The organism is Thauera sp. K11, from assembly GCF_002354895.1.
Lineage (GTDB): Bacteria > Pseudomonadota > Gammaproteobacteria > Burkholderiales > Rhodocyclaceae > Thauera > Thauera sinica.
In genome coordinates this window covers 2,852,324-2,875,523 of the sequence record NZ_CP023439.1, presented here as the reverse complement: position 1 = coordinate 2,875,523, position 23,200 = coordinate 2,852,324, and the positions used below count along the sequence as shown (strand labels likewise).

Below are 23,200 nucleotides of genomic sequence, written 5' to 3'. Positions count from 1 at the left end.
TTTCCGCCGCGCCGGGCGCGGCCGGCCGGGGCATGGCGGCGAGCGCTTCGGTCCGGCAGCCCGAAGGGCGTGCTCCTGCGGGGAGGGCCGTCCGGTGAGCGACGACACTCAGCAGCCCATCGTTGTCAAGCGCATCAAGAAGGGCGGCGGCGGACACCATGGCGGCGCCTGGAAGATCGCCTATGCCGACTTCGTCACCGCGATGATGGCCTTCTTCCTGCTGATGTGGCTGCTGGGCTCCACCGCGCAGGGCGACCTCGAAGGCATCGCGGACTACTTCCAGAATCCGCTCAAGGTGGCGATGCAGGGGGGCGAGGGCTCGGGCGACAGTTCGAGCATCATCAAGGGCGGCGGCGAGGATCTGAGCCGCTCGGTCGGCCAGGTGCGGCGCGGCGACAAGGAGTCGACCCGCGCGATCAACCTGGATGCGGCGACCAGCCACGTGCAGCGGGATGCCCCCGGCGCGACCGGCAGCAGCGAGGAGGGCGAGATGCGGCGCGAACGGGCGAAGCTCATCGATCTGCAGGGGCGGATCGAGGCCCTGATCGAAGCCAGCACCACGCTGCGCCAGTTCAAGAACCAGATCCTCATCGACATCGTCAACGAGGGCCTGCGCATCCAGCTCGTCGACGAGCAGAACCGGCCGATGTTCCTGTCGGCGAGTGCCGAGCTGCGCCCTTATTCGCGCGACCTGCTGCGGGCGATCGGCCATGCGCTCAACGACGTGGAGAACCGCGTCAGCCTGTCGGGCCATACCGACTCCGGCCAGTACGCCGGCGGGGAGCGCGGCTTCTCGAACTGGGAACTGTCGGCCAACCGCGCCAACGCCGCGCGCCGCGAACTCGTCGCCGGCGGCCTCGAGGCGGGCAAGGTGGTGCGCGTGGTGGGCCTGGCGGACACCATGCACCTGAACCGCGACGACCGGCTCGACCCGATCAACCGGCGCATCAGCATCATCGTGCTCAACAAGCGTGCCGAGGAGGCGTTGCGCAGCGAGGCTGCGAAGGCGGAAGCCGCACGCCCCGTTCCGCAGCCGCCGGCGTGATCCTTGCCCGGGTCCGTCCGGCCCGGGTGATCCGCCTCCTCAAGTCCGCCAGCGATCGGCCGATAATCAGGTGGTCCCCGCCGATCATCCGCATCGGCGGCGCGCAGGCGGAAGAACCAAATGTCCGATCTACTGAAGAACATCGACGCGCGCACCCGGCTTGCGGGTACCAACAAGCTGGAGATTCTGCTGTTTACGCTCGGCGTCGACGAGCGCACCGGGCGGCGCGAGACTTTCGGCATCAACGTCTTCAAGGTCCGCGAAGTGATGCGCACGCCCGCGATCACCGCCGCGCCCGAAATGCCTTCCGCGGTGCAGGGCATGGTCAGCCTGCGCGGCGAACTGGTGCCGGTGGTCGACCTTGCCAGCTACGTGGGCATCGGCGGCGGCGCGCGCGACATCATGATCGTCACCGAATACAACGGCCATACCCAGGGATTCCTGGTCGAGAACGTCGACACCATCCTGCGCCTGGACTGGTCGCAGATGCGCGTACCGCCCGGCATGCTGGTCGCCAAGATGGGCGGGCTGGTGACGGCGGTGACCGAGCTGGCAGACAACCGGCTGGTGATGATGCTTGACGTCGAGCGCGTGCTGTCCGAAACCACCCGCTACGACGACGAACTGCTCTTCAGGGAGATCGTCCACCTGCCCGGCGCCGACGCCCACACGGTGTACTTCGCCGACGACTCGTCGGTGGCGCGCCGGCAGATCTCGCAGACGCTCGACGCCATGGGCGTGCGCCACATCGGCTCGGTGAATGGCCGGCAGGCGTGGGAGGAACTGAAGAAGGTCGCCGCCCATGCGCAGGCCCACGGCCGTGCGATCAAGGACTTCGTCAGCCTGGTGCTGACCGACGTCGAGATGCCGGAGATGGACGGCTACATCCTCACCAAGCACATCAAGTCGGACCGCCGCTTCGAGGGCATTCCGGTGATCATGCATTCCTCGCTGTCGGGCATGTCGAACCAGCAGCTCGGCCGTTCCGTGGGTGTCGACGAGTACGTATCGAAGTTCGAGCCGCAGCGGCTCGCACAGACGATCGGCCGCCTGCTTGCCGCCGGCGATGCGGCTCGGGAAGAGAATTGAGGCACGCATCATGTTGAATTCCGACGCCCAGGACGACAGCGAACTGTTCGAGTCGGTCGATGGCCGGACGCGGCTCGCCGGTTCCAACCGCATGGAGTTGCTGCTGTTCTCGCTCGGCACGGACGAGTGTTTCGGCATCAACGTGTTCAAGGTGCGCGAAGTGTCGCGCACGCCCTTCATCACGCGCACGCCCAACATGCCGCACGGCATGGAGGGCCTGATCTCGCTGCGCGGCAACGTGATCCCGGTGCTGTCGCTGAACACGGTGCTCGGCCTGGGCCGCGCCGTCGTATCCGGCGGGGCGATGATGGTGACCGAGTACAGCAAGCACACGCTTGGCTTCCTGGTCCAGGCGGTCGACCGCATCGTGCGGGTGGACTGGGACAAGGTGCATGCGCCGGAGAACCTGGCCAGCGGCACCTCGGGCTTCATCACCGCCATCACCCAGCTCGACGACGGGCGCCTGGTATCCATCCTCGACGTCGAGACCATTCTCGCGAACACCTTCGGCGAGGCGGTGGTGGGCAACATCGCGCCGGTCGCCAACGGCCACGAGGTGAACGTCTTCTTCGTAGACGACTCGTCGGTGGCGCGGCGCAAGATCGCCGAGGTGCTGGACCGCCTCGGCGTGCGCCACAAGCACGCGCAGAACGGGCTCGAGGCGTGGAACAGGCTGGAGGGCATCGCTTCGCATGCGGCGCTGACCGGGCGCAGCGTGGCCGACGACATCGACGTCATCATGGTCGATGCCGAGATGCCGGAGATGGACGGCTACGTCCTGACGCGCAACATCAAGAGAGATCCGCGGTTCGAAGGCGTGCCGGTGGTGATGCACTCGTCGCTGTCGTCCGAGGCCAACCGGGCGATGGGCAGGCGCGTGGGAGTGGATTCCTACGTGGCAAAATTCGACGCCGACGTGCTCGCGGAAACGCTGCGGCCGCTGTTGCAGCGGGCCGGACAGGCGTGAGCGGGACACGACGCCCAACACGGAGAAGACGATGGCCGATCCCAAACTCAGATTTCTGGTGGTAGACGATTTCTCGACGATGCGCCGCATCGTCCGCAACCTGCTCAAGGAGCTCGGGTACGCCAATGTGGACGAGGCCGAAGATGGCGTCGTCGCCTTGCAGAAGCTCAACATGGCGCCGTTCGATTTCGTCGTGACCGACTGGAACATGCCGAACATGGACGGGCTCACCCTGCTGCAGACGATACGCCGCACGCCCCAGCTCAAGCATCTGCCGGTGCTGATGATCACGGCGGAAGCGAAGAAGGAGAACATCATCGCCGCGGCTCAGGCGGGTGCCAGCGGCTACATCGTGAAGCCATTCACCGCGGCGACGCTGGCCGAGAAGATGGAAAAGATTTTCGAGAGAATGGGCAGGAGTGCCGCCGCCTGAGCCGGGCGCGCACGATGCCGATCCAATCAGGAGCCTGGCGATGACCAAGAGGCCGAAGTTCGACGACGCAGGAGATTCCGACGAGTTGCAGGCGCTGTTCGACAGCATTGCCGCAGCGTCTCCGTCCGTGGCTGCGGGCGGCGTGGAGCCGCTGCGCGGCGAGCCGGGGGCCTCTTCCGCCGGTGACAGCGACGAACTGCAGGCGCTGTTCGACAGCGTGGCGGCCGACGTCGGCGGGTTGCGGCAGACGGAGCAGGCCGTGCGCGCGGCCGAACCCGCCGCCGGCGGCGACAACGACGAACTGCAGGCGCTGTTCGATGCGGTGGTGGCGGAAAGCTGGCAGGGGCAGGGCGAGGGCACGGCGCCGCCGGATGCACCGGGCGTGCCCGCGGACGCGGTGTTCAACCAGCTCGGCCAGATGGCCCGCAGGCTGCACGACGCGCTGCGCGAGCTTGGCTACGACCAGGCGCTGCAGCAGGCGGCCGATGCCATTCCCGATGCGCGCGAGCGGCTGGGCTACATCGCCCGCATGACGGAACAGGCTGCGGCCAGGGTGTTGAACGCGACCGACGTCGCACGCCCGATCCAGGATGCGCTCGGCGCCGATGCGAAGGCACTGGGCGGGCGATGGGACAGGCTCTATGCCAACGATCTGTCGGTAGACGAGTTCAAGGCGCTCGCCGGCGACACGCGCGCATTCGTCGCCCGGGTGGCCGATGCCAGCCGGACGACCAATGCGCAGCTACTCGAGATCATGATGGCGCAGGATTTCCAGGACCTCACCGGCCAGGTGATCAAGCGCGTCGTCGAACTCGCGCAGACGCTGGAGGCGCAACTGCTGCAGGTGCTGCTCGAGGCCGCGCCGCCGCAGATCCGGGAAGAGCGCCAGTCCGCATTGATGAACGGGCCGGTCGTGAGCGCCGCGGGCCGGGACGACGTCGTGACCAGCCAGGCGCAGGTCGACGATCTGCTCGAAAGCCTGGGATTCTGACCATCGAGAACCGCGGCGGGCGACGTGCCGGCGTGCTGGCCGGCCCCTGCCGCATGAAGGCGCGCGACCGCTGCGCCGTCGTGGAGCTGTGAGGCGATGACTGATTTTGCCGGCATGGAAGACCTCCTGCAGGATTTCCTGGTCGAAGCGGGCGATCTGCTGTCCGGGGTGGACAACAAGCTTGTCGATCTGGAACGCTCGCCCGCCGACCGGAACCTGCTCAACGACATATTCCGCGGCTTCCACACGATCAAGGGCGGTGCGGGATTCCTCAACGCGGGCGAACTCGTCACGCTGTGCCATCTCACCGAGAACCTGTTCGACCGGCTGCGCAACGGCGAACTCGCCGTGACGGCGGATACGATGGACGTCATCCTCGCGGCGACCGCGGCGGTGCGCGACATGTTCCGCGACCTCGAGCACGGCGTCCTGCCGCGCACGGCCGATCCGGTGCTGCTCGGGAGCCTGCAGGGGGCCATCCAGGGCGTGGCCGCGCAGCCGGTCCGGCCCGCCGCGGCCGGCACCGCCGCGGCGGTGCCGGCACAGGGTGGCGCCGGGCCCGACTGGCAACTGCTGCTGAGCGCGGTCGCCGCGGTGCCGGTGCCGGCCGTGGCAGCCGGCTCGCCGGCGGTGCAGGCCGTGGAGCCGCCGGTCGCGCAGGAGAAGATCATCGATGCGGCGCTGGGGCGTCGCGCCACCGACAGGCCGGGCGTGAGCGGACCGGTCGGCAGGCGCGAGACCGAACGCGTGCGCGACAATTCGATCCGCGTCGACACCGCGCGCCTCGACCAGGTGCTCAACCTGTCGGGCGAGATCGGCCTCACCAAGAACCGCCTCAACGCGCTGCGCAGCGACATCCTCAGCGGGCGCAACGACACCGAGACGCTGCATGCGCTCGATCTCGCGGTCAGCCAGCTCGACCTGCTCGTGTCCGATCTGCAGAACGCGGTCATGAAGACGCGCATGCAGCCGATCGGCCGCCTGTTCCAGAAATATCCGCGCATCGCGCGCGATCTCGCGCGCAACCTCGGCAAGGATGTGGAACTGGTCCTCGCCGGCGAGGAGACCGAGATCGACAAGACGATGATCGAAGATCTCTCCGATCCGATCATCCACCTGATCCGCAATGCGGTCGATCATGGCGTGGAGAGCGCGGCCGAGCGCGCGGCGGCCGGCAAGCCGTCGAAATCGGCGGTGCGTCTCGAAGCGCGCCAGGAGGGCGACCACATCGTCATCCTGGTGGCCGACGAGGGGCGCGGCATGGATGCCGAGCGCCTGCGCGCCAAGGCCGTCGCCAAGGGGCTGCTCTCCGAGGAAGAGGCGAGCACGCTGGACGAGCGCCAGAGCTACAACCTGATCTTCCTGCCCGGCTTCTCGATGGCGGAGAAGGTTTCCGACGTGTCCGGCCGCGGCGTGGGCATGGACGTGGTGCGCACCAACATCCAGAAGCTCAACGGCACGATCGATATCCGTTCCCAGCCTGGCAAGGGCACCACCTTCGTCATCAGCCTGCCGCTGACGCTGGCCATCCTGCCGGTGCTGCTGGTCAGGCTGGGCGATCAGCCCTTCGCCGTGCCGCTGTCCATGGTGCGCGAGATCCTGCCGATCGAACCCGCCATGGTGCAGGACGTCGGCGGGCGCGCCACGATGGTGGTGCGCGGCGAGGTGCTGCCCATCCTCCCGCTGTCGGGCCTGCTGGGCTGGCCGCAGGAGCAGGTGCCCGGCTACGGCGTGCTGATGCAGACGGCGGAATTGTCCTTCGTGCTCGCCATCGACAGCTTCGCCGGCCGCGAAGACGCGGTCATCAAGTCGCTCGACGATTTCCGGCCCAAGGGCGTGGCCGGCGTCACGACGCTGTCGAACGGGCAGATCGTGCTGATCCTGGACATGAAGGAACTCCTGGGCGGCAGCAACGCGATGCTGGGGGTGCCGCGCTCGGCCCTCGTTCCCGTGCCTGCCGAGGAAATCCCCGGCTGATCGTGCGCAGGCCGCGCCGTCGCGCGACTGCGCGCGGCGGCAGGGCGGTTCGGGTTCGGGACGGGATGTGCAATCGGCCCGAACGATCCGTCCAGGCCGATCGAGGGCTTCAGCCGACGGGCCGCCGGGGGCCCGCCAGCGCGTGCCGCATCAGGCGGTCAGTTCCAGCAGCGCGGCGAAGGCTTGTTCGAACTGCGCCAGCCCTTCCTGCTGCAGACGCTCGCCGGCCTCGTCCAGATTCACGCCCAGCGCGGCGAGGGCCGCGTACTGGGCCGCGGCCGCGTCGACGTCCTTGTCCAGTGTGTCCGCAATCCGGCCATGGTCGCGCAGTGCGGCCAGGGTGGCGTCGGGCAGGGTGTTGACCGTCTCCGGCCCGATCAGCGGCTCGACGTAGAGCAGGTCGCCGTACGCCGGATTCTTGGTGCCGGTGCTGGCCCACAGCATGAACTGGGGGCGGGCGCCGGCCTTGCGCAGCGCATCGAAGGCGGTGCCGTGGAAGCACTGGCGATAGCGCTGGTAGGCCAGCTTCGCGGTGGCGACCGCGGTCCTGCCGCGCAGCGCGAGCGCTTCGCCGCCGAGTTCGTCGAGCTGCCTGTCCACCAGGGTGTCGACCCGCGACAGGAAGAGGCTCGCGACCGACATGACCGGAGCCGGGCTGCCGCCGCCTTCCTGCAGGCGTTCGAGGCCGCGTACGTACGCCGAGGCGACCGCGTCCACATGCGCCAGCGAGAACATCAGCGTGACGTTGACGCTGACGCCGGCCGCGATGAGCCTTTCGATGGCGGCCAGGCCCGCGGCGGTCGCCGGCACCTTGATCAGGAGGTTGGGCCGGCCGACCGCCGCCTTCAGGCGCAGGCCGGCGGCGACCGTGCCGTCCGCATCGTGCGCCAGGGCGGGCGACACTTCGAGGCTGACGTAGCCCGCGTTGCCGCCGCTGTCGCGGTGCAGCGGCGCGAGCAGGTCGCAGGCGCGTTGCACGTCGGGAATCACCAGCGCCTCGTAGCGCGCTTCCGCGCTCAGCGGCTCGCGCTTCAGCGCCGCGAGGTCGTCTTCGTAGTAGCGGCCGCCGGCGATCGCCTTGTGGAAGATGGCGGGGTTCGTCGTCACGCCGGCTACGCCGTCGTCGGCGATGAGCTGCGCGAGATGGCCGTCGTTGAGCAGGGTGCGGGAAAGGTTGTCGAGCCAGATCTGCTGGCCGTGCTGGCGGACTTGAAGCAGGGGATTCATCGGTGGTCTCGGGCTGTGCCGGTTGCGCTGGGTGGCGGCCATTGTGCAACGGTTTGCGCGTACATGGCTATCGCCCGCCACGGCGCATGAACCGGGCCGCCGGCGTCAGGGAAAACGCCATCCGAGCGCCCGCACCACGTGCGCGAAATCCGGCGCGAGGGGGGATTCGATGCAGAGCGGCGCGCCGGTCCGCGGATGGGGCAGGGCCAGCCGGGTGCAGGCGAGCAGCAGCCGGTCGTTGCCGAAGAGTCGCCCGAACAGCCGGTTGTGGATTCCCTTGCCGTAGGTGGCGTCGCCGATGATCGGGTGGGCGATGTGCTTCAGATGCCGCCGGATCTGGTGCCGGCGGCCGGTTTCCGGTTCGAGTTCGACCAGCGCGTAGCGGCTCGTCGGGTAGCGGTCGACGCGATGCGGCAGTTCCGCCGTGGCCAGACGCCGGAAGGTGGTCAGTGCCGGCTGCGCGGCCGGCGCTTCATCCGGCGGCTCGTCGTCCTCGGGCGTGGCGCCGCTGCCCGGCCGGTTGCCGGCGCCCAGGCCGCGGCTGCGCTCGATGGGGTCGAAGCGGCGTGCGAGCGGGTGGTCGATCTCGCCCGTTTCGGGCGGATGGCCGCGCACGACGGCGACGTAGCGCTTTCCGACCTGCCGGGTCTCGAACAGCGCGGCGAGCCGTGCGGCGGTGTCGCGCTCGAGCGCGAACAGCAGCACGCCCGAGGTGCCGCGATCGAGCCGGTGCGCCGGGAACACGCGCCGCCCGATCTGGTCGCGCAACAGTTGCACCGCGAAGCGTTCGTCGTGCGCGGCGATCAGGCTGCGATGGACGAGCAGCCCCGAGGGCTTGTGGATGGCGATCAGATGGTCGTCGCGGTAGAGGATGTCGAGCATGGACGGGCCGCTTCAGCGCCTTTCGGCGGAATCGAGCCGCAGGGGAAGTTGCCTGCCGTCGCGGAGCATCGCTTCGAGTTCCGCGGCCGTCACCGGTTTGCTGAAATAGTAGCCCTGGATCTCGTCGCACCCGTTCAGTTGCAGGAAGCGGCAGTGCTGCTCGGTTTCCACGCCCTCGGCGATCACCCTGAACTTGAGGTTGTGCGCAAGGGAGATGACTGCCAGGACGATGGTTTCGTCCTCGATGTCGGACAGCATGTTGCGCACGAAGGACTGATCGATCTTCAGCGTATCCACGCGGAAGCGTTTCAGGTAGCTCAGGCTCGAATACCCGGTGCCGAAATCGTCGATGGACAGTTTCACCCCCATGCTCTTGAGCTGGTTGGTGGTCGCCGTCACCTGCTCGATGTCCTCGGCGATCAGGCTCTCGGTGAGTTCGAGTTCCAGCCACGCCGGCGGCAGGCCCGTTTCCTGGAGCGTCCGCGCCACCCAGGCCACCACATCCTGCTGCAGGAACTGGCGCACCGAAATGTTGACCGCGACGCAGAGGGGCGGCAGCCCGGCATCCATCCAGGCCCTGGCCTGCATGCAGGCGGTGCGCAGCACCCAGTCGCCGATCGGCACGATCAGGCCGGAATCTTCCGCGATCGGAATGAACTGGCCGGGAGAGACGACCCCCAGCTCCGGATGATGCCAGCGCAGCAGTGCTTCGCAGCCGCTGATGCAGCCGTCCTTCAGGCTTACCTTGGGCTGGTAGGCGAGCTGCAGTTGTCCCGCCGACGCCGCGCCGCGAAGCTTGATCTCCAGGTCGACGCGGCGCTGGATCTCCTGGCTCATCTCGCGCGTGAAGAACTGGTAGGTATTGCGGCCAAGCTCCTTGGCCCGGTACATCGCCATGTCGGCGTTGTCGATCAGGGTGTCGGCGGCTTCGCCATCGAATGGGAACACGCTCACGCCGATGCTGCCGGACAGGTGGATCTTCCGGCCCTGCACGACGATCGGGCTGTCCAGGCTCTCGACGATCTTGCGGGCGACGACGTCGGCATCGGCCGGATGGTTCAGGTCGGCCAGGAGGATCAGGAACTCGTCGCCGCCCAGGCGAGCCACCGTGTCGCTGTCACGCACCGATTCCACCAGCCGGTGGCCGGTGGCCTTCAGCACGGCATCGCCGAACAGATGCCCGTAGCCGTCGTTGACGACCTTGAAACGATCCAGATCGAGGTAGAGCAATGCGAGCAGGCGGCCGGTACGGTGGGAATGCGCAATGGCCTGCGCGATGCGGTCCTGGATCAGGTTGCGGTTCGGCAGGTCGGTGAGATCGTCGTGCATCGCCAGATGGCGTATCCGCTTCTCGGCCTGCTTGCGTTCGGTGATGTCGTAGCCGACACCGACGAAACCGCGGCGGCCGTCGTACTCGAAGCGCACGCCGGTGAACAGATAGGGAATCCGGCGGCCGTCCTTGAGTACGTAATCCGCCTCGACCGAGGATTCGCCCTTCTCGAAGACCTCGCCGATCCGGTCCGCGACCAGCGCCTTCTCCTCGTCGGCAAAGAAGAGCATCGGGTCCGCACCCGCAAGCTCCTCCGCCGTATAGCCGGAGATGCGTTCGAGATTCCTGTTCCACCGCGTCAGGTGCACGTTTTCGTCGTAGTGATAGAAGACGCCCGGCAGGCTGTTGAGCACCGCGTCGGCGTAGTCGCGCTCCTGCCGCAATTGCCGCTCGATCTGCTTGCGCTCCGAGACGTCGTTGAGGATGAGCGTGCGGACCTCGCGGCCCTCCTGGATGAACGTCACCAGCCGCAGGTCCGCGTCGAACGGGCCATGGGCACCGAGGAACCGAAACGAGCCGGTTCCCGCCGTGCCCTGGATCGCGGCCCAGTCGGCGGAGCCGTCCGGGGTGGCCACCACGTCGCCGACGGCCCTGCCGAGCACCTCGTCCCGCTCCTTGCCGAACAGGCGCTCCGCGGCGGCATTCCACTCGATGACGTTCAATTGGCGGTCGAGGCTGAAGATCGCCGCGGAGCTGAAGTCGAAAATCGCGCCTTTCAGCGCGAGCGAGGCCACCTGCTGCTCCTTGGCAAGGGCCTGCTGGCTGATGGCGACCTCCATGCGATCGAGGGCTTCGCCCAGAAGCTGGGTCTCGCGGAAACCATCCGTGGTGGAAGCGGGGCTTGCCGCCGGCGTGCCCGGCTCATGCTGCCCGATGGCGGCGAGGCGCTGTTCCAGCTCGGCGAGCGGCCTGCCGAAACGGCGGGCTATGCGAACCGAAGCCAGTACCAGGCCCAGAGCGATCGCCAGGCCCATGCCCAGCACCTGGAGCAACTGGCGACGCAGCGGGGCCTCGATGAAGGTCGCGGTGCGCGAGGCGATGACCAGCCACGACAGGCCGCCCTTGAGATCCATGCGGCGCGCGGCAACCCATCGGCGCTCGCCTTCCAGTTCCATCCGGTCGACGAAGGTGTCGCCGGAGAGTCCGGCCAGCGGAGCGAGGTCCGCGGGGAGCGGAAGCGGTTCCCGGTCCACGCCGGGAGCGCCGATCAGGTGGGGGGATGCTCCCAGTTCCACGATGTGGAGCCGGACGCGGTATTCGGCGGCGAGGGACTGCAGGAAACCGTTCAGGGCCGGGACGTCGAAGTCGGCGTCGAGTACGCTCATCAATCTTCCGGCGTCGTCGCGCAGCGCCTTCACGTAGCTGAATCCCCAGAGAGGCGTCCCATCCGAGGAATGGAGGATCCACTGGTATGCCGGCATCCACGTGCCGCCGGGCGGGCCCTGCAACGCCGCCTGGTAGAACGGCCGGCTGCGCGGATCATAGCCGTCGGTGGGATACGCCTCGCGCTGGACGAAGCCTTCGTCCGTCAGGAGAAAACTGCGCACGATCGGATCGTCGGCCCGATTCCCGGGAAACAGCCAGAGCAGGGTTTTGCCCGCAGCGGTCCGTTCCAGGTTGCCATATTCGCCCGTCTCGGGCAGGACGATGCCCAGGTAGCTCAGTTCCGGCCGCTGTTCGAACGCGGCCAGCAGATTCTCCAGGGTCGGGCGTAGCGTGGGCCCCTTCACGTCGGTGGTGCGCGCGACGCGTTCGGCCGATTCCGCGGTCATCTCGGCGGCATGGACCAGGATCTGCAGCCGCCCCACCGCACGGTTGAGCGTCTCGCCGATCTCCTGCCGCGCCGCTTCCTCGGTACTGGCCGCGCTTTGCCAGATCATCGCAACCAGCAGGGCCAGCCCGAGAGCGATCACCAGCCCGGCGACATTGGAAACCAGGGCACGGGTAAACGAAGCAGGGCTACCGCAGCTACGCATATGTCGTCGACCTGTATTGCCTTGCGCGAGCGCCCGCGAGACCTGCCGCTCCACATGGGCCCGGACCTGCCCGTCGGGGCTCAGGTGGTCGAAAGCGAGGCGGCAGATGGCAGAGCCCGGGCCTCCCCCCGGGACGCTCGACGCAGGTCTTCACGAGTCCGGCCTTGCGGACCGGGCGTCCGTCGCCGGGCACGAAAACCGGCTTGCCGGCACCGGAAGCGCATCATCGCGAATGACGATCGATCGGACGAGCGTTCGCATTGCATCCGCGTATCGCTTTATGTTTAGACAATATCCTTCAAAAGGCCAGTGTCGTGACCCTGCGAGCCGTCGATTGCCCGCGATGGCGAAGGAAAAGATCCGGCTTGCGTCCGCCGGGAACGCAGAGGGCGCCCCGCAGGCGCCCTCCGTGTGTTACCGACAGGTCCGGAAGATCATGAATCCCGCTCTTCCGGAACATATCGCTGTTTCTGCACAATATATTCGTAACAGGCAACCCAGCATTCATGCGGCTTCTGCGACGCCACTTTTCCGGATTATCCTCGAAATTATCGTAACACAGGACCCCCGTTAGGCCTTCAATAGAACGCGAGTGGCAATATATTCGTAACACCACGTGCCGTGATTCCGAACTCCGATGGCACACGCAACGACAGCGAGGGACATGCTTCATCGGTTGGACTTTCGCTCTTGGCTTCACCTCTGACGTCGCGATGATGTGGGGCTCCTACTCGGCCGGTGCGCTCATCCGGCCCGCAGCACCATTACCCATATGGGATGACCGTTTCCGCGGGTTCCCGACTTCCGTTAGCGACCCACAAGAGACGTTCGTCATCTCGGTGGCCCTGCGGCAGGTTTCAAAGCTGACCGGTCGGTCGTTCGCGAACTTCGGTCTGTAGCGTCTGGCGGGTGAGCGACCGCCGGCTTGGCGGCCGTCACTCACCCATTACCGGATCACACCTCGGTGCGCTCCGCCATTTCCAGCGCGTCATCGACCTCGATCCCGAGGTATCGCACGGTACTCTCAATCTTCGTGTGACCAAGTAGCAACTGGACCGCACGGAGGTTCCCCGTGCGACGGTAGATCAACGAAGCCTTCGTCCGCCGCATCGAGTGGGTCCCGTAGGCGCTCGGGTCCAGACCGATTGACGTGACCCAGCCGTTGACGATTCTTCCGTACTGGCGGGTCGACAGATGTTCGGACTTATGCAGCCGGCTCGGAAACAGGAAGCTCTCGGAACGAAGCTTCGCCGCGCCGATCCAGTTCTTCAGCGCGCCTCGCGTCTGCTCGGTGATCTCGAACTGCACAGGACGCTGGGTCTTCTGCTGCATAACCATTGCCCGCGAGGCAACCTGCTCGCCATGAGCGACATCACGTACCCGCAGTTTGACCAGATCGCAGCCGCGCAGCTTGCTGTCGATTGCCAGGTCGAAGAGCGCGAGGTCGCGCAGGTTCTCTGACAGTTGCAGGCGGACGCGGATCGCCCAGATCTCCTTGAGCTTCAAGGGCGCCTTCTGGCCAACGAGCTTGCCCCGGTTCCAGGGTTCACGCGTCGCAGCCGGCGGTGTGTTCGTCGTGGTGTTCATGATGAACTCCTCTTCTCGGTTGAAGGGAGTTCCAGTGTGGAACGTAGAGCTTCTCCAGGAGAGTAGTCCGGTGTTGGTCGAGCGGTTGCTGAAAGACCCATAGCTGCCTGATGACCTTTCCTTGTGCGAAGGCGGCTTTCCGACCCTAACGCTGCCGCCCGTCAGAATCAGTCAGGCGTTCTCGCAGAAAATCGATGAAGCGTTGTGTCTTTGCCGGTATCAGGCGCGTTTCGGTCATCGCATAGACCGGGGTTGCCGGCCCCTCCCAATCTGGAAGAACGCGACGTAGCCGCCCCTGAGCCAGGTCCTCCGCAACGATTTCAGCGGGCAGGAGGGCGACTCCTTGATCAAGCGTGCTCAGCCGCCGGATCAAGCCAACGCTATTGAGTTGAAACCGTCCGCCGACAGCAATCTCCATCGACTGATCTGCCTTGTGCAAGGCCCACACATTGCCCTTAGCCGTGCGGAAACCGAGGCATTCGTGCTGCGCCAAGTCGGCAGGATCGGAGGGTTCGCCAAATTGCTCCAGATAGCGTGGCGAGGCGTAGAGGTAGCACGCCAAATTGGCTAACTGCCGCGCAATCAAATTCGAATTCGGTGGGTTACCCATCCGGATGGCAACATCGAAGGGCTCAGACACCAAATCGACCAGGCGCGGCGTTAGGTCAAGATCGAAGCTGATGCCGGGATAGCGACGCGCGAATTCCGCGATCAGGGGCGCCAGATAGATATTCGCAAAATCCACCGGCAATGAAGCGCGCAACACGCCACTCGGTTGCGCCAGCAACTCCCCAAGTTGCTCATGCGCCAATTTGGCCTCATCGACGATGCGTTTGCAGCGCTGGAAATAGATCTGGCCCGCCTCCGTCAGCTCGATCTTGCGCGTTGTCCGGTGCAGCAAACGCAGTCCGATGGCCTTTTCCAGCGAACTGATGCGGCGTGACACCGTGGAATTGGGTATCCCGACCGCCTCGGCCGCACGGCGGAAACCCCGCGCCTTGACCACTTCGACGAACAAGGCCATGTCATTCAAGAGTTCCATTCCAAGTGCTCCACCAATGGATCAATAATTTCCATCTTAGCGGCTTTATCTCGAATTCACGTTGGAAGAAGATGCTTGCACACCAAACCACCGAGGATCGCACCATGAGCCAACTCTTCACGCCCGTTCAAATCGGCCGCTACACCTTGCCCAATCGCCTGGTGATGGCGCCGATGACCCGTTCGCGCTCCGACGACGACGGCGTCCCGAGCGACCTCGTTGTCACCTACTACGCCCAGCGCGCCGGCGCCGGTCTGATCATCAGCGAAGGGGTCTTCCCGTCGGCGATGGGCAAGGGCTATGTGCGCACGCCGGGGATCGCGACCGATGCCCAGGTTGCCGTCTGGAAGAAGGTCACCGAGGCCGTCCATGCCAAGGGCGGCCGGATCTTTATGCAGGTCATGCACTGCGGTCGCATCTCGCATCCGTCGCTGCTGCCGAATGAAGCGCAACCGGTTGCTCCTTCCGCCATCAAGCCGGCCGGGCAGACGTGGACCGGCAGCGGCATGCAGGCGTTCGTCACGCCCCGCGCACTCAGCCTCGACGAGATCGCAGGCGTGATCGACGACTACCGTATGGCTACCCGCCGTGCCCTGGAAGCCGGTTTTGACGGCGTGGAACTGCACGCCGCCTCGGGTTATCTGCCGGAACAGTTCCTGTCCTCCGCCAGCAACCAGCGCCAGGATCAATATGGTGGCTCGGTGGAGAATCGCGCCCGCTTCGTATTGGAGGTGCTGGCAGCGATGGTTGCCGAGGCCGGCGGGGATCGTGTCGGGATCAAGATTTCCCCGGAAATGAACTTCAACGACATCGTCGATGCGAATCCGCAAGAAACCTACAGCTACCTGGTCGAGCAGTTGCATGGCTTCAATCTGGCTTATCTGCACGTCGCGCTGTTCGGCGCCAAGGTGGACTACCACGCGCTATTGCGCCCGCGTTTCAACGGTGCCTACCTGATGGGGAGCGGCCTTGACCAGCAGAGTGCCGAGGCTGCGCTGGCCAATGGTCGGGCCGATGCGACGGTATTCGGCGGCGCCTTCCTGGCCAACCCCGATCTGCCGGAACGTTTCCGCCAAGGTAGCCCGCTCAATACCCCGGACAAGAACACCTTCTATTCGCCGGGTCCCCAGGGCTATACCGACTATCCGTTGTTGAGCGGCCTGAGCGCCAACTGAGGTATAGAGTCATGAGCGATATCGCCCAGTTAGGGGTCGCCTCAGAAAACGGAAAATAAAGCACGCTAAGCCGGTTGCAGCGGTCGTAGCGGCCTGAACTTGCCCGCGCCGATCTTGGCGCTGCTGCGCCAGAGGTAATCGCCGGTGAGGTTGATGTGCTCCCAACCGAGCGGCGACAGGTACTGCAACAGCGCGTCATCAACGGCATGGCCGTTGCCACGCAGCGCGTGCGCAGCCCGTTCCAGATAGACCGTGTTCCACAACACGACGGCAGCCGTTACCAGATTGAGGCCGCTAGCCCGGTAGGGGTCTCCTCGTTTTCAGTGCAATAAGTGACGGTACGAAAAGCTAGCACTGGCGCGGAGGTGGTGTTGGTAGATCGTTGATTTCATTGACTTTCCTGTTCACTTTCAAATCTGCGATTCGTGGCGTCAAACCGTGGTCGGTTTCATCCATTGGTGCCAGTTATCGATGCATTTGGCCGCGAAGGCAGGATTTGGTCAGCATAGCGGTCAACCGGGAAGCGAAACACACCCCGCAAGTTGATGCTCTCCAGCCTGGTGGGCGCAATCTTCCCGATCAGTTCCGGTGGAATGACCTGGCGGCGGTTCGACCAGCGATCCAGGACCGCCTGCATCTGTGAGGTATTCCACGCCATCACGATGTTGGCCATCAGGCTCAACGCATCGGCCACAGCCTGCATTTCATCGACACGTTTGGCCTGCGCCGGGCTGATCCGGCCGGTATAAATGGCGCGCTTGAGGGCGTTAACAGCCTCGCCCCGATTGAGCACCCGGCGCAACTCGTTCCTGAAAGCGTCCTTGACAAAGTAGTCAGCCAAAAACGCCGTACGCAGCAACCGCCCCAATTGCACGCCAGCCTCATAGATTGGATCGCCCTGGGCGGCAGAACCGAACCGCGCAAGAGCTGCCACCGCACTGGCATGTCCGCTCATGACCGAGGCTGCCAGGTGCACCAGACTATCCCAATGCTTTTCGATCAAAGCGACGTCGACATTGGCTTCGCACACCGCAGCGATTTCTGCGGGCACTTTGGTGCCGCGTGGCACAAAGAGGTGGCGCTGTTTGAGTTCCTTCAACCGCGGGCAAAGATCAAAACCAAGCAAACGGGCATGTGACATGGCAAAGTCGGTGTAGCCATGGGTATCCACAGCAAGCTGGCTGGTCTCCAGCTTTTCTTGGCGGATGACACCTTCAATGGCCACGCCCGCCTGGCGCTCATTGAGCACAAAGGGCTGCGCATGGAAGATGCCCCACCGGTCTTTTACATGGGAGTAGATTCCAATGGAAGGTGTGTTGCGCCGAGGATCAAGCCGGGCTTGCCACACCCGTTTGGTGGTCTCCATGCTCATCATGTCAGAAGATGCCAAATCGGACCGCCCCCAGGTGGCGGCAATCGGGTGTCGCTGCATGAATTCCAGCACAGCCTGGCAGGCCTGGCTCAGACGCCGTTCGTCCCGCGCCCAGCGCATGGCCTGGCGAATGCTGGTGGCAGACAATTGCGGAATCATGCGCGCGCATTCGACCGCAGTCAGACTGGTGCCGTGGGCCATGATGCCGGCATAGACCATCAGCAGCTCGTCGGTAGAGCGCGGCTCACGTCCGAGCATGATCCAGCTAAAGCGCACCTGGGCGTCAACGGCCAGAATCACTTCCGGCAATTGAACCTCACCGATGCGGTGATCCAAAGCCGCGCGCAGCTTGGTCACTTCTGGGTCTTCGTCCTCTGCGGGCAATGGCGACAAATGGAGTTCATCATCCACGCGCAGTACGCCACTGCGGGCTGCAGCGGCCACCGCATCGACACCGGCAGTTACTCTGGCCAGCAAAGGCTTCAAGAAAGTGGCAGCCTTGCTGGGTAACGATAGACGGGCATAGTGTTTCTTGGACTCTGCCTGCCAACGCTCGTCCGTGAAGAACAAGCGCGCACGACCCCGAAAGCTCAGGCTGTGCTCAATCCAGACCGAGCCATTGCGCACCGCGCGGCGCAGGGCAAACAGGGTGGCCACCTCCAACGCCTGAAACGCCCGTTCCCGGTCTGGGCTGGAGATCGAAACCTGCCAGATCATTCCCAGACTTGGTGCCACCACTTCAACTGGCAGCTTTCTGGATCCTTTGAGATATAAAGCTTGCAGCTTGGCAAGGTACTCGATGGCAGGATGCTCGCCGGTGGCCTGCCAGGGCAGCTTTGCAATGGCGACGAGCAACGACCGCACGGGGCGAATTCCATCAATCAATCCCTCGCGGACCAGGGAGGCCCTGCTCGGTGGTTTGCGTTTCTGGGTTTCGGTGATCAAGGCTTCAAGACGGGCACGCAACTCAGCATCTGGCACCGCACCTTGCGCGCTCAAGGCAACAAGTTCGCCGAGCAGCGTTTTGTACATTGCGGCCCAATTGACGGTAGCGGGGACATCGGCGGCAGCCTGACGCCACAGATCGGCGATCCGGCGCTGCACCATAAGGATCAACTGGTCTGTGGTGGTGAACAGGCAATACCGAAGAAAGCATGCGACCTCCACGGTGCGCGCTGGCTCTTTGATCTTGGCTCCGGCTGAGGGCGGCCTGGAGACAAGTCGGCGCGCGTAGCGGCGCAAGATGAGATCGGGGATGTCTGCCAGGTGCTTATGAACGTCCAGCGTGTAAAGCAGGTCGATGCGCTCCAGTACCTCGCTGATTTGGCGGGTTGAGTGTTTCGCCGGTGCAGCCCATAGCCAACTCTGCTGGGTTTGTCCATCTGGGCGCAGCTCTGAAACTGAGGCTCGCCAGCGATCAAGTGTTGCTGGATCAACGCTGGCGGCGATGGCGGTGCCTGTTTCAACTTCAAGCTGGGCAAGTGCCGCCGCAATCAGTGTCCGAATTGCCCGCTCGTGCACGATCACCAGCTTGTTCTTGTACAGCCATTGACGCGCCCGCACGAGTAGCTGATCGCGGTCGGCGCAGCGCGCCACTTCGTCGCGCAGTTCACGTACCAGTGAGCGGCGCTGGTGCTCGCTCATCCACTGGAATCCAAGGACCGTGCAGGCTACTTGTTGGTGATCGAATAGCGTGCGCCCGCGTTCATACATGGCTCTCAGCGAGGCGACTTCTGGTGCTGCAATGCCAAGCTCGTTGCCAAGGTGGCGCCACAAGGCTACTGGAATTACCCGAAAGGCACCGAGCAAACGCCCACTCATGCGCAGGAAACCAATATGGAGCGCCAGACCAAGCTTGTGGGAATCACCTCGGCGTGCATTGATTGCGTCGCGCTCGGCACCATCGAAGGTGAAAAATGCCTTCATCTCGAAGTCGCTGATATCGCGGGGGAGCCCACGCATCCCCAAAAACGTTGTGTGCCAACCCTGCATCGTGAACCTCAAAAGTGGGAGGCCACCATACCCGTTTACAAAGCGAACAGGAAAGTCAATGAAATCAACGGTCTACCCAGACCACCCCCGCGCCAGTGCTAGCTTTGCGTACCGTCACTTATTGCACTGAAAACGAGGAGACCCCGACAAGCCCTATGGCAGCATCCGCCGCTATGGCGAGGCGGATGTAACGCGGGTGCGCTTCGTGAAATCAGCCCAGCGGCTGGGCTTCAGCCTGGATGAGATCGCCGAGCTGCTGCGGCTGGAGGATGGCACCCATTGCGAGGAAGCCAGCAGTCTGGCCGAGCACAAGCTCAAGGACGTGCGCGAGAAAATGGCTGACCTGGCGCGCATGGAGGCCGTGCTGTCTGAGTTGGTGTGCGCCTGCCATGCGCGAAGGGGGAACGTTTCCTGCCCGCTGATCGCGTCACTACAGGGTGGAGCAAGCTTGGCAGGTTCGGCTATGCCTTAGCGTGCTTTATTTTCCGTTTTCTGAGACGACCCCAGTTACACCGCATGAACATCGGCAGCGGCTTTCGCGCGTACTCCCTGCGGGGTGGCGAGATGGCCGCACCGATCGATCCTTTCCTCGGTGTCGATCATGCCTGGATGAGTGCGGCGACCTTCCCGACGCATCCGCATGCCGGGTTCTCGGCGGTGTCCTATCTCTTTCTCGATTCGGAAAGCGGCGTCAACAACCGGGATTCTCTCGGTACGCGCAACCTTATCCAGCCCGGGGGCCTGCACTGGACAGCTGCCGGTCGGGGCGTCGTGCACAGCGAGGTGCCGGCCGAAAGCGGCAAGACCGTGCATATGCTGCAAATCTTCGTGAATCTGGCGGTTGAACGGCAGGGTGCTGAAGCTTTTGCGCTCAGCCTTGAACCGCAGGATGTGCCGGTGGTGCATCTGCCGGGGATTAAGGTTCGCGTTCCCCTCGGCGCTTTTGGTGAAGCACGCTCCCCGCTGCGTCCGCCGACGGAGGTTTGCCTGCTCGATATCTCGCTGGATGAGGGCGCCAGTCTGTCCGTGCCGATTCCTGACGGTCACAGCGTTTTCATCATGCCGATCTTTGGCACGCTGGTGATTGATGGTCAAAGCTTTGCTGCCAATGAACCACGCTTGCCCGTGTTCCCGGCACAGGCCACGTTGCGTGAAATTGCGCTCCAGGCGAAGGACGGCAATGCCAAGGTGGTCGTATTTTCCGGAACGCCGCTACGTCAGCCGGTGCATTGGCAAGGGCCGATGGCGCTGGCGTCCGCTGAAACTCTCGCTGACCGGATTGCCGCTTACCAACGCGGTGAATTTGGCTCGATTTAAGTCATTGGGACTGCTTGCCAGTCCCGGTTGAAGGGGCGTACTGCCTCTAATTTCCCCAAGGAGAAAGCAATGAGCTACGAAAAATTTAGTGCCGACAACGCCGCCATGCTGCTGATCGATCATCAGGTTGGCACCATGAGCTGGGTCCATTCGATTTCGTTCGACGACATGAAAATGAATGCCTTGATGCTGGCGCAATCGGCCCGCATCCTGAAAATGCCGGTCGTGCTGACCTCCAGCATGGAAGAGTACGCCCAGGGGCCGTTGCTGAGCGAACTGGAAAGCATCCTGCCCGCTGAATTTGCTGCGCGCATCAAGCGCTTCGGCATTGTGAACGCCATGGACGACGGGAACTTCGCTGCAGCAGTCAAGGCGACTGGTCGCAAGAAGCTGATCATCGCGGGCGTCACCAATGACGTATGTACGGTCTATCCGGCACTGAGCCTGGTGCGTGATGGTTTCGAGGTGCAGGTCGTTGCCGATGCGGGCGGATCTCCCACCAAAATGGCTGACGATATCGCTTTGCGCCGAATGGAGCGCGCAGGCGTCACGCTGACCACGACCAACCAATTGATCGCCGAGCTTGCCGGTAGCTGGACAACGCCTGAAGGTGAGCAACTGATTCAGGTGCTGATACCTTCGCTCAAAGCTTGAATGCGCCAAGCCGAATAGATTTCGATCATGAGCGAACCGCAAACCCACCCCGTTCTGCTGCTGGTCAGCCGCCGTGCGAAACCCGGGCATGAGGCCGAGTTTGAATGGCTGATGGCCGAGTTCATTACTGCGGCAAAGGTCTTTCCCGGCTGCCTCGGCGCCCAACTGGTACACCCAGGCGACGACGAGGCGGTGGAGGATACGCTGTACCACGCCCTGATGGCGTTCAAGGACGCCGGCAGTCTTGAAGCTTGGCAGCAATCGGCTGAGCGGGCCGCCGGCACCGCCAGCATTGCCCCCTATATCGATGGCCCGGCAGTGGTGCGCGGCATTTCAGGACTGGCGCACTGGTTTCAGCCTCAGCCCGGCCCCAAACAGGGCCAGCCGCCGCGCTGGAAAGTGGCGGTCGTCACCTGGTTGGGAATATTTCCGACGGTGTATCTGCTCTTTCTGCTGCTAGGGGAAGTGCTCGCGCCCTGGTCTCTATTCGCCCGAATTTTTCTCTTGACGGTGCTGGTCGTGATCATCATGACTTGGGGGGTTGCGCCACAGTTGACCCGCTTGCTCAGGCCTTGGCTTTTTCCTTCAGCGACGCCCAAACTCAAAGGCGCTTCGGTTAACCGATCTCCTTAGAGTGTTTCAGCGTCTGCAATCTGCGCGGCACCCATCATTCAATTGAACCAGCATCATCGGCAGTTCAGACCGCGTTGTGTGAATTGCCCCTACGGCAGGTTTCGGAGTGCAGCCGCCGTTTCAATGGAAGCTATCTGTACGTGGTGAGTTTCCGCTCCTGGCCGAATGTGTGAGGTCGGGCTGAGTGTCCCAGAGCTGTCGTTGGCGATCAGGCGGAGGTCGCCCTGGGCGACCGTTCAGGCCGACGAGGTGCCGTCCATCCAAATCTGGGGTCAGACAGAACTACTGAACGGAGGAACTGATCTGGGAGCCTGACGATCCATCGCGCCAAGGCTCAGGGCCTCGACACGGACGATCTGCATTTGGCGATCAGGAGGGTGACTACAGGCACCCACCCCATGAGTAGCTGACCTCGGTTCAGAAGCCTGCACCCTGACCGCACCGGGCGCCAGGCACCGACTTCTTGATGGCCTGCTTGTCCCCAGTCGCTGGGGAAAGGGATGTGGGAGATCCTGTGGATAAGCGATGGCAGCCCAAGTGGCAAGCCAGATCTACATGCTTGCCTATTCCTGAGGCAGTTACCCTGTAGATGGAGGGCAGGGATTGCAGAAGGCCGGTCGGGCCGGAAGGCTTGGCCCTCCTGTGCGACAATCCGCCACCGAGTTCCCGTCGCCTGTTGATTGAATCGTCATGACCACCCGCCAAGCCCCCGAAATCTTCCAGATCCCGCTCGACGACCTCGACCCGGCGGGCCTGCCGCCGCGCGGCACGGCCGAGTTCGAGCAGGCGGTAATCGGGCGCTACGCGCTCGACTACGCGGCGCGCGGCTGGCAGGCCGTGGTGGCGGTCGATGACGCGTTCGTGCGCGTGGTCGCGGTCCCCGAGCGTGGGGTCGAACCCAAGGCCTACGTGCTGGGGCTGCTGCAAAACGGCTTCCTGGAGGATGCGCTGCCGGTGCTCGAGGCGCTCGACGGCATGCTGGACGACGCCGAGATTGCCTACAGCCACGGGCTGTGTTTGTCCGAACTGGGGCGACCGGCAGAGGCGGTCGCCCCGCTGCAGCGGGCGGTCGAGCTCGACCCCACGCACGCAAACGCGTTCATCGCGCTCGGAGTAGCGTTCGCGCGCACCGGGCGCGCCGATGAGGCGGCTAACGCGCTGCGCGACGCGGTCAAGCTCGAACCCGAGAACGCCTTCGCCAAGCGCAACCTGGCGGCGGTGCTGATGCGGTCCGGCCGGGCGGCCGAGGCGCTGCCGTTCTTCCGCCAGGCGGCGTGTCTGGCGCCGGCCGATCCCGGGGCGCAGCTCGGGCTCGCGCAGTGCCTGGAAGCGCTCGGGCCGTCGCACGTGAAGGAGGCGGCCGAGCAGTACAAGGCGGTGCTCAAGCGCTTCCCCGATTACCAGGCGGGCGAGATGGCCGAGTAGGCGGTCACGCGCATCGGTCACGACGAGCTGCGCGCGGCGGTCGACGGCAGCCTGCGCATGGACGTGGTGATGTACATGCAGGCGGC

General features: G+C 64.5%; 18 protein-coding genes and 1 pseudogene. 12 read left to right on the top strand and 7 right to left on the bottom strand.

Annotated elements, in window-relative coordinates:
* The first annotated feature begins 94 nt into the window (after positions 1 to 94).
* From motB to CCZ27_RS12370, 6 genes are all read left to right on the top strand, one after another.
* Positions 95 to 1,045, top strand: coding sequence for a flagellar motor protein MotB (gene motB, locus CCZ27_RS12395; RefSeq protein WP_096448579.1), 951 nt, complete (start codon positions 95 to 97; stop codon positions 1,043 to 1,045).
* Between the two features lie 120 nt (positions 1,046 to 1,165).
* Entirely contained in the window at positions 1,166 to 2,134 is a 969-nt protein-coding gene (locus tag CCZ27_RS12390) for a chemotaxis protein (protein WP_096448577.1), read from the top strand.
* A 10-nt stretch (positions 2,135 to 2,144) separates the two neighbouring features.
* A complete protein-coding gene (locus CCZ27_RS12385; RefSeq protein ID WP_096448575.1) occupies positions 2,145 to 3,101 on the top strand; it encodes a chemotaxis protein in 957 nt (318 codons plus the stop codon).
* A gap of 31 nt (positions 3,102 to 3,132) precedes the next feature.
* The gene (gene cheY / locus CCZ27_RS12380) at positions 3,133 to 3,534 is read left to right on the top strand and encodes a chemotaxis response regulator CheY (protein WP_096448573.1); all 402 of its coding nucleotides are present in this window, start codon (positions 3,133 to 3,135) and stop codon (positions 3,532 to 3,534) included.
* Between the two features lie 40 nt (positions 3,535 to 3,574).
* A complete protein-coding gene (cheZ, locus tag CCZ27_RS12375) occupies positions 3,575 to 4,525 on the top strand; it encodes a protein phosphatase CheZ (RefSeq protein WP_096448571.1) in 951 nt (316 codons plus the stop codon).
* Positions 4,526 to 4,621: 96 nt separating this feature from the next.
* A complete protein-coding gene (locus CCZ27_RS12370) occupies positions 4,622 to 6,502 on the top strand; it encodes a chemotaxis protein CheA (protein ID WP_198363116.1) in 1,881 nt (626 codons plus the stop codon).
* A 150-nt stretch (positions 6,503 to 6,652) separates the two neighbouring features.
* On the opposite strand, the gene tal is transcribed toward CCZ27_RS12370, so the two are convergent.
* From tal to CCZ27_RS12345, 5 genes are all read right to left on the bottom strand, one after another.
* The gene (gene tal, locus CCZ27_RS12365) at positions 6,653 to 7,729 is read right to left on the bottom strand and encodes a transaldolase (RefSeq protein ID WP_096448567.1); all 1,077 of its coding nucleotides are present in this window, start codon (positions 7,727 to 7,729) and stop codon (positions 6,653 to 6,655) included.
* A 105-nt stretch (positions 7,730 to 7,834) separates the two neighbouring features.
* Positions 7,835 to 8,611 (bottom strand): pseudouridine synthase, encoded by a 777-nt coding sequence (locus CCZ27_RS12360; protein WP_096448565.1) that lies wholly within the window; start codon positions 8,609 to 8,611, stop codon positions 7,835 to 7,837.
* A gap of 12 nt (positions 8,612 to 8,623) precedes the next feature.
* Positions 8,624 to 11,917 (bottom strand): bifunctional diguanylate cyclase/phosphodiesterase, encoded by a 3,294-nt coding sequence (locus CCZ27_RS12355; protein ID WP_096448563.1) that lies wholly within the window; start codon positions 11,915 to 11,917, stop codon positions 8,624 to 8,626.
* A 954-nt stretch (positions 11,918 to 12,871) separates the two neighbouring features.
* Positions 12,872 to 13,504, bottom strand: coding sequence for a tyrosine-type recombinase/integrase (locus CCZ27_RS12350; protein WP_096448561.1), 633 nt, complete (start codon positions 13,502 to 13,504; stop codon positions 12,872 to 12,874).
* A gap of 145 nt (positions 13,505 to 13,649) precedes the next feature.
* A complete protein-coding gene (locus CCZ27_RS12345; RefSeq protein WP_096448559.1) occupies positions 13,650 to 14,546 on the bottom strand; it encodes a LysR family transcriptional regulator in 897 nt (298 codons plus the stop codon).
* Between the two features lie 104 nt (positions 14,547 to 14,650).
* Between CCZ27_RS12345 and CCZ27_RS12340 the strand changes: the two genes are divergently transcribed.
* Positions 14,651 to 15,721, top strand: coding sequence for an alkene reductase (locus CCZ27_RS12340; RefSeq protein WP_096452501.1), 1,071 nt, complete (start codon positions 14,651 to 14,653; stop codon positions 15,719 to 15,721).
* Positions 15,722 to 15,786: 65 nt separating this feature from the next.
* Here CCZ27_RS12340 and CCZ27_RS12330 read toward each other — a convergent pair.
* Positions 15,787 to 16,026, bottom strand: a pseudogene (locus CCZ27_RS12330) (Tn3 family transposase); the annotation flags it as partial.
* Positions 16,027 to 16,169: 143 nt separating this feature from the next.
* A complete protein-coding gene (locus CCZ27_RS12325; RefSeq protein WP_003049965.1) occupies positions 16,170 to 19,085 on the bottom strand; it encodes a Tn3-like element IS1071 family transposase in 2,916 nt (971 codons plus the stop codon).
* A 163-nt stretch (positions 19,086 to 19,248) separates the two neighbouring features.
* Between CCZ27_RS12325 and CCZ27_RS12320 the strand changes: the two genes are divergently transcribed.
* The 5 genes from CCZ27_RS12320 (at position 19,249) to CCZ27_RS12300 (ending at position 23,114) form a co-directional block, all read left to right on the top strand.
* Positions 19,249 to 19,557: a MerR family DNA-binding protein gene (locus CCZ27_RS12320; protein ID WP_443081559.1), complete on the top strand. Its 309-nt coding sequence runs from the start codon at positions 19,249 to 19,251 to the stop codon at positions 19,555 to 19,557.
* 44 nt (positions 19,558 to 19,601) lie between these two features.
* Positions 19,602 to 20,402 (top strand): pirin family protein, encoded by an 801-nt coding sequence (locus tag CCZ27_RS12315; RefSeq protein WP_096448556.1) that lies wholly within the window; start codon positions 19,602 to 19,604, stop codon positions 20,400 to 20,402.
* Positions 20,403 to 20,471: 69 nt separating this feature from the next.
* Positions 20,472 to 21,056, top strand: coding sequence for an isochorismatase family protein (locus CCZ27_RS12310; RefSeq protein WP_096448554.1), 585 nt, complete (start codon positions 20,472 to 20,474; stop codon positions 21,054 to 21,056).
* Between the two features lie 27 nt (positions 21,057 to 21,083).
* Positions 21,084 to 21,689, top strand: a complete 606-nt coding sequence (locus CCZ27_RS12305) for an antibiotic biosynthesis monooxygenase (RefSeq protein ID WP_096448552.1) — start codon at positions 21,084 to 21,086, stop codon at positions 21,687 to 21,689.
* 690 nt (positions 21,690 to 22,379) lie between these two features.
* Positions 22,380 to 23,114 carry a tetratricopeptide repeat protein gene (locus tag CCZ27_RS12300; RefSeq protein ID WP_232516367.1) on the top strand — a complete coding sequence of 245 codons (735 nt, stop codon included), beginning with the start codon at positions 22,380 to 22,382 and terminating at the stop codon, positions 23,112 to 23,114.
* The last annotated feature ends 86 nt before the right edge of the window (positions 23,115 to 23,200 follow it).

Coding starts and splice junctions, on each gene's coding strand:
- CCZ27_RS12390 (WP_096448577.1), top strand. CDS start 1,166: ATGTCCGATCTACTGAAGAACATCGACGCGCGCACCCGGCTTGCGGGT.
- CCZ27_RS12385 (WP_096448575.1), top strand. CDS start 2,145: ATGTTGAATTCCGACGCCCAGGACGACAGCGAACTGTTCGAGTCGGTC.
- cheY (WP_096448573.1), top strand. CDS start 3,133: ATGGCCGATCCCAAACTCAGATTTCTGGTGGTAGACGATTTCTCGACG.
- cheZ (WP_096448571.1), top strand. CDS start 3,575: ATGACCAAGAGGCCGAAGTTCGACGACGCAGGAGATTCCGACGAGTTG.
- CCZ27_RS12370 (WP_198363116.1), top strand. CDS start 4,622: ATGACTGATTTTGCCGGCATGGAAGACCTCCTGCAGGATTTCCTGGTC.
- tal (WP_096448567.1), bottom strand. CDS start 7,729: ATGAATCCCCTGCTTCAAGTCCGCCAGCACGGCCAGCAGATCTGGCTC.
- CCZ27_RS12360 (WP_096448565.1), bottom strand. CDS start 8,611: ATGCTCGACATCCTCTACCGCGACGACCATCTGATCGCCATCCACAAG.
- CCZ27_RS12355 (WP_096448563.1), bottom strand. CDS start 11,917: ATGCGTAGCTGCGGTAGCCCTGCTTCGTTTACCCGTGCCCTGGTTTCC.
- CCZ27_RS12350 (WP_096448561.1), bottom strand. CDS start 13,504: ATGAACACCACGACGAACACACCGCCGGCTGCGACGCGTGAACCCTGG.
- CCZ27_RS12345 (WP_096448559.1), bottom strand. CDS start 14,546: ATGGAACTCTTGAATGACATGGCCTTGTTCGTCGAAGTGGTCAAGGCG.
- CCZ27_RS12340 (WP_096452501.1), top strand. CDS start 14,651: ATGAGCCAACTCTTCACGCCCGTTCAAATCGGCCGCTACACCTTGCCC.
- CCZ27_RS12325 (WP_003049965.1), bottom strand. CDS start 19,085: ATGCAGGGTTGGCACACAACGTTTTTGGGGATGCGTGGGCTCCCCCGC.
- CCZ27_RS12315 (WP_096448556.1), top strand. CDS start 19,602: ATGAACATCGGCAGCGGCTTTCGCGCGTACTCCCTGCGGGGTGGCGAG.
- CCZ27_RS12310 (WP_096448554.1), top strand. CDS start 20,472: ATGAGCTACGAAAAATTTAGTGCCGACAACGCCGCCATGCTGCTGATC.
- CCZ27_RS12305 (WP_096448552.1), top strand. CDS start 21,084: ATGAGCGAACCGCAAACCCACCCCGTTCTGCTGCTGGTCAGCCGCCGT.
- CCZ27_RS12300 (WP_232516367.1), top strand. CDS start 22,380: ATGACCACCCGCCAAGCCCCCGAAATCTTCCAGATCCCGCTCGACGAC.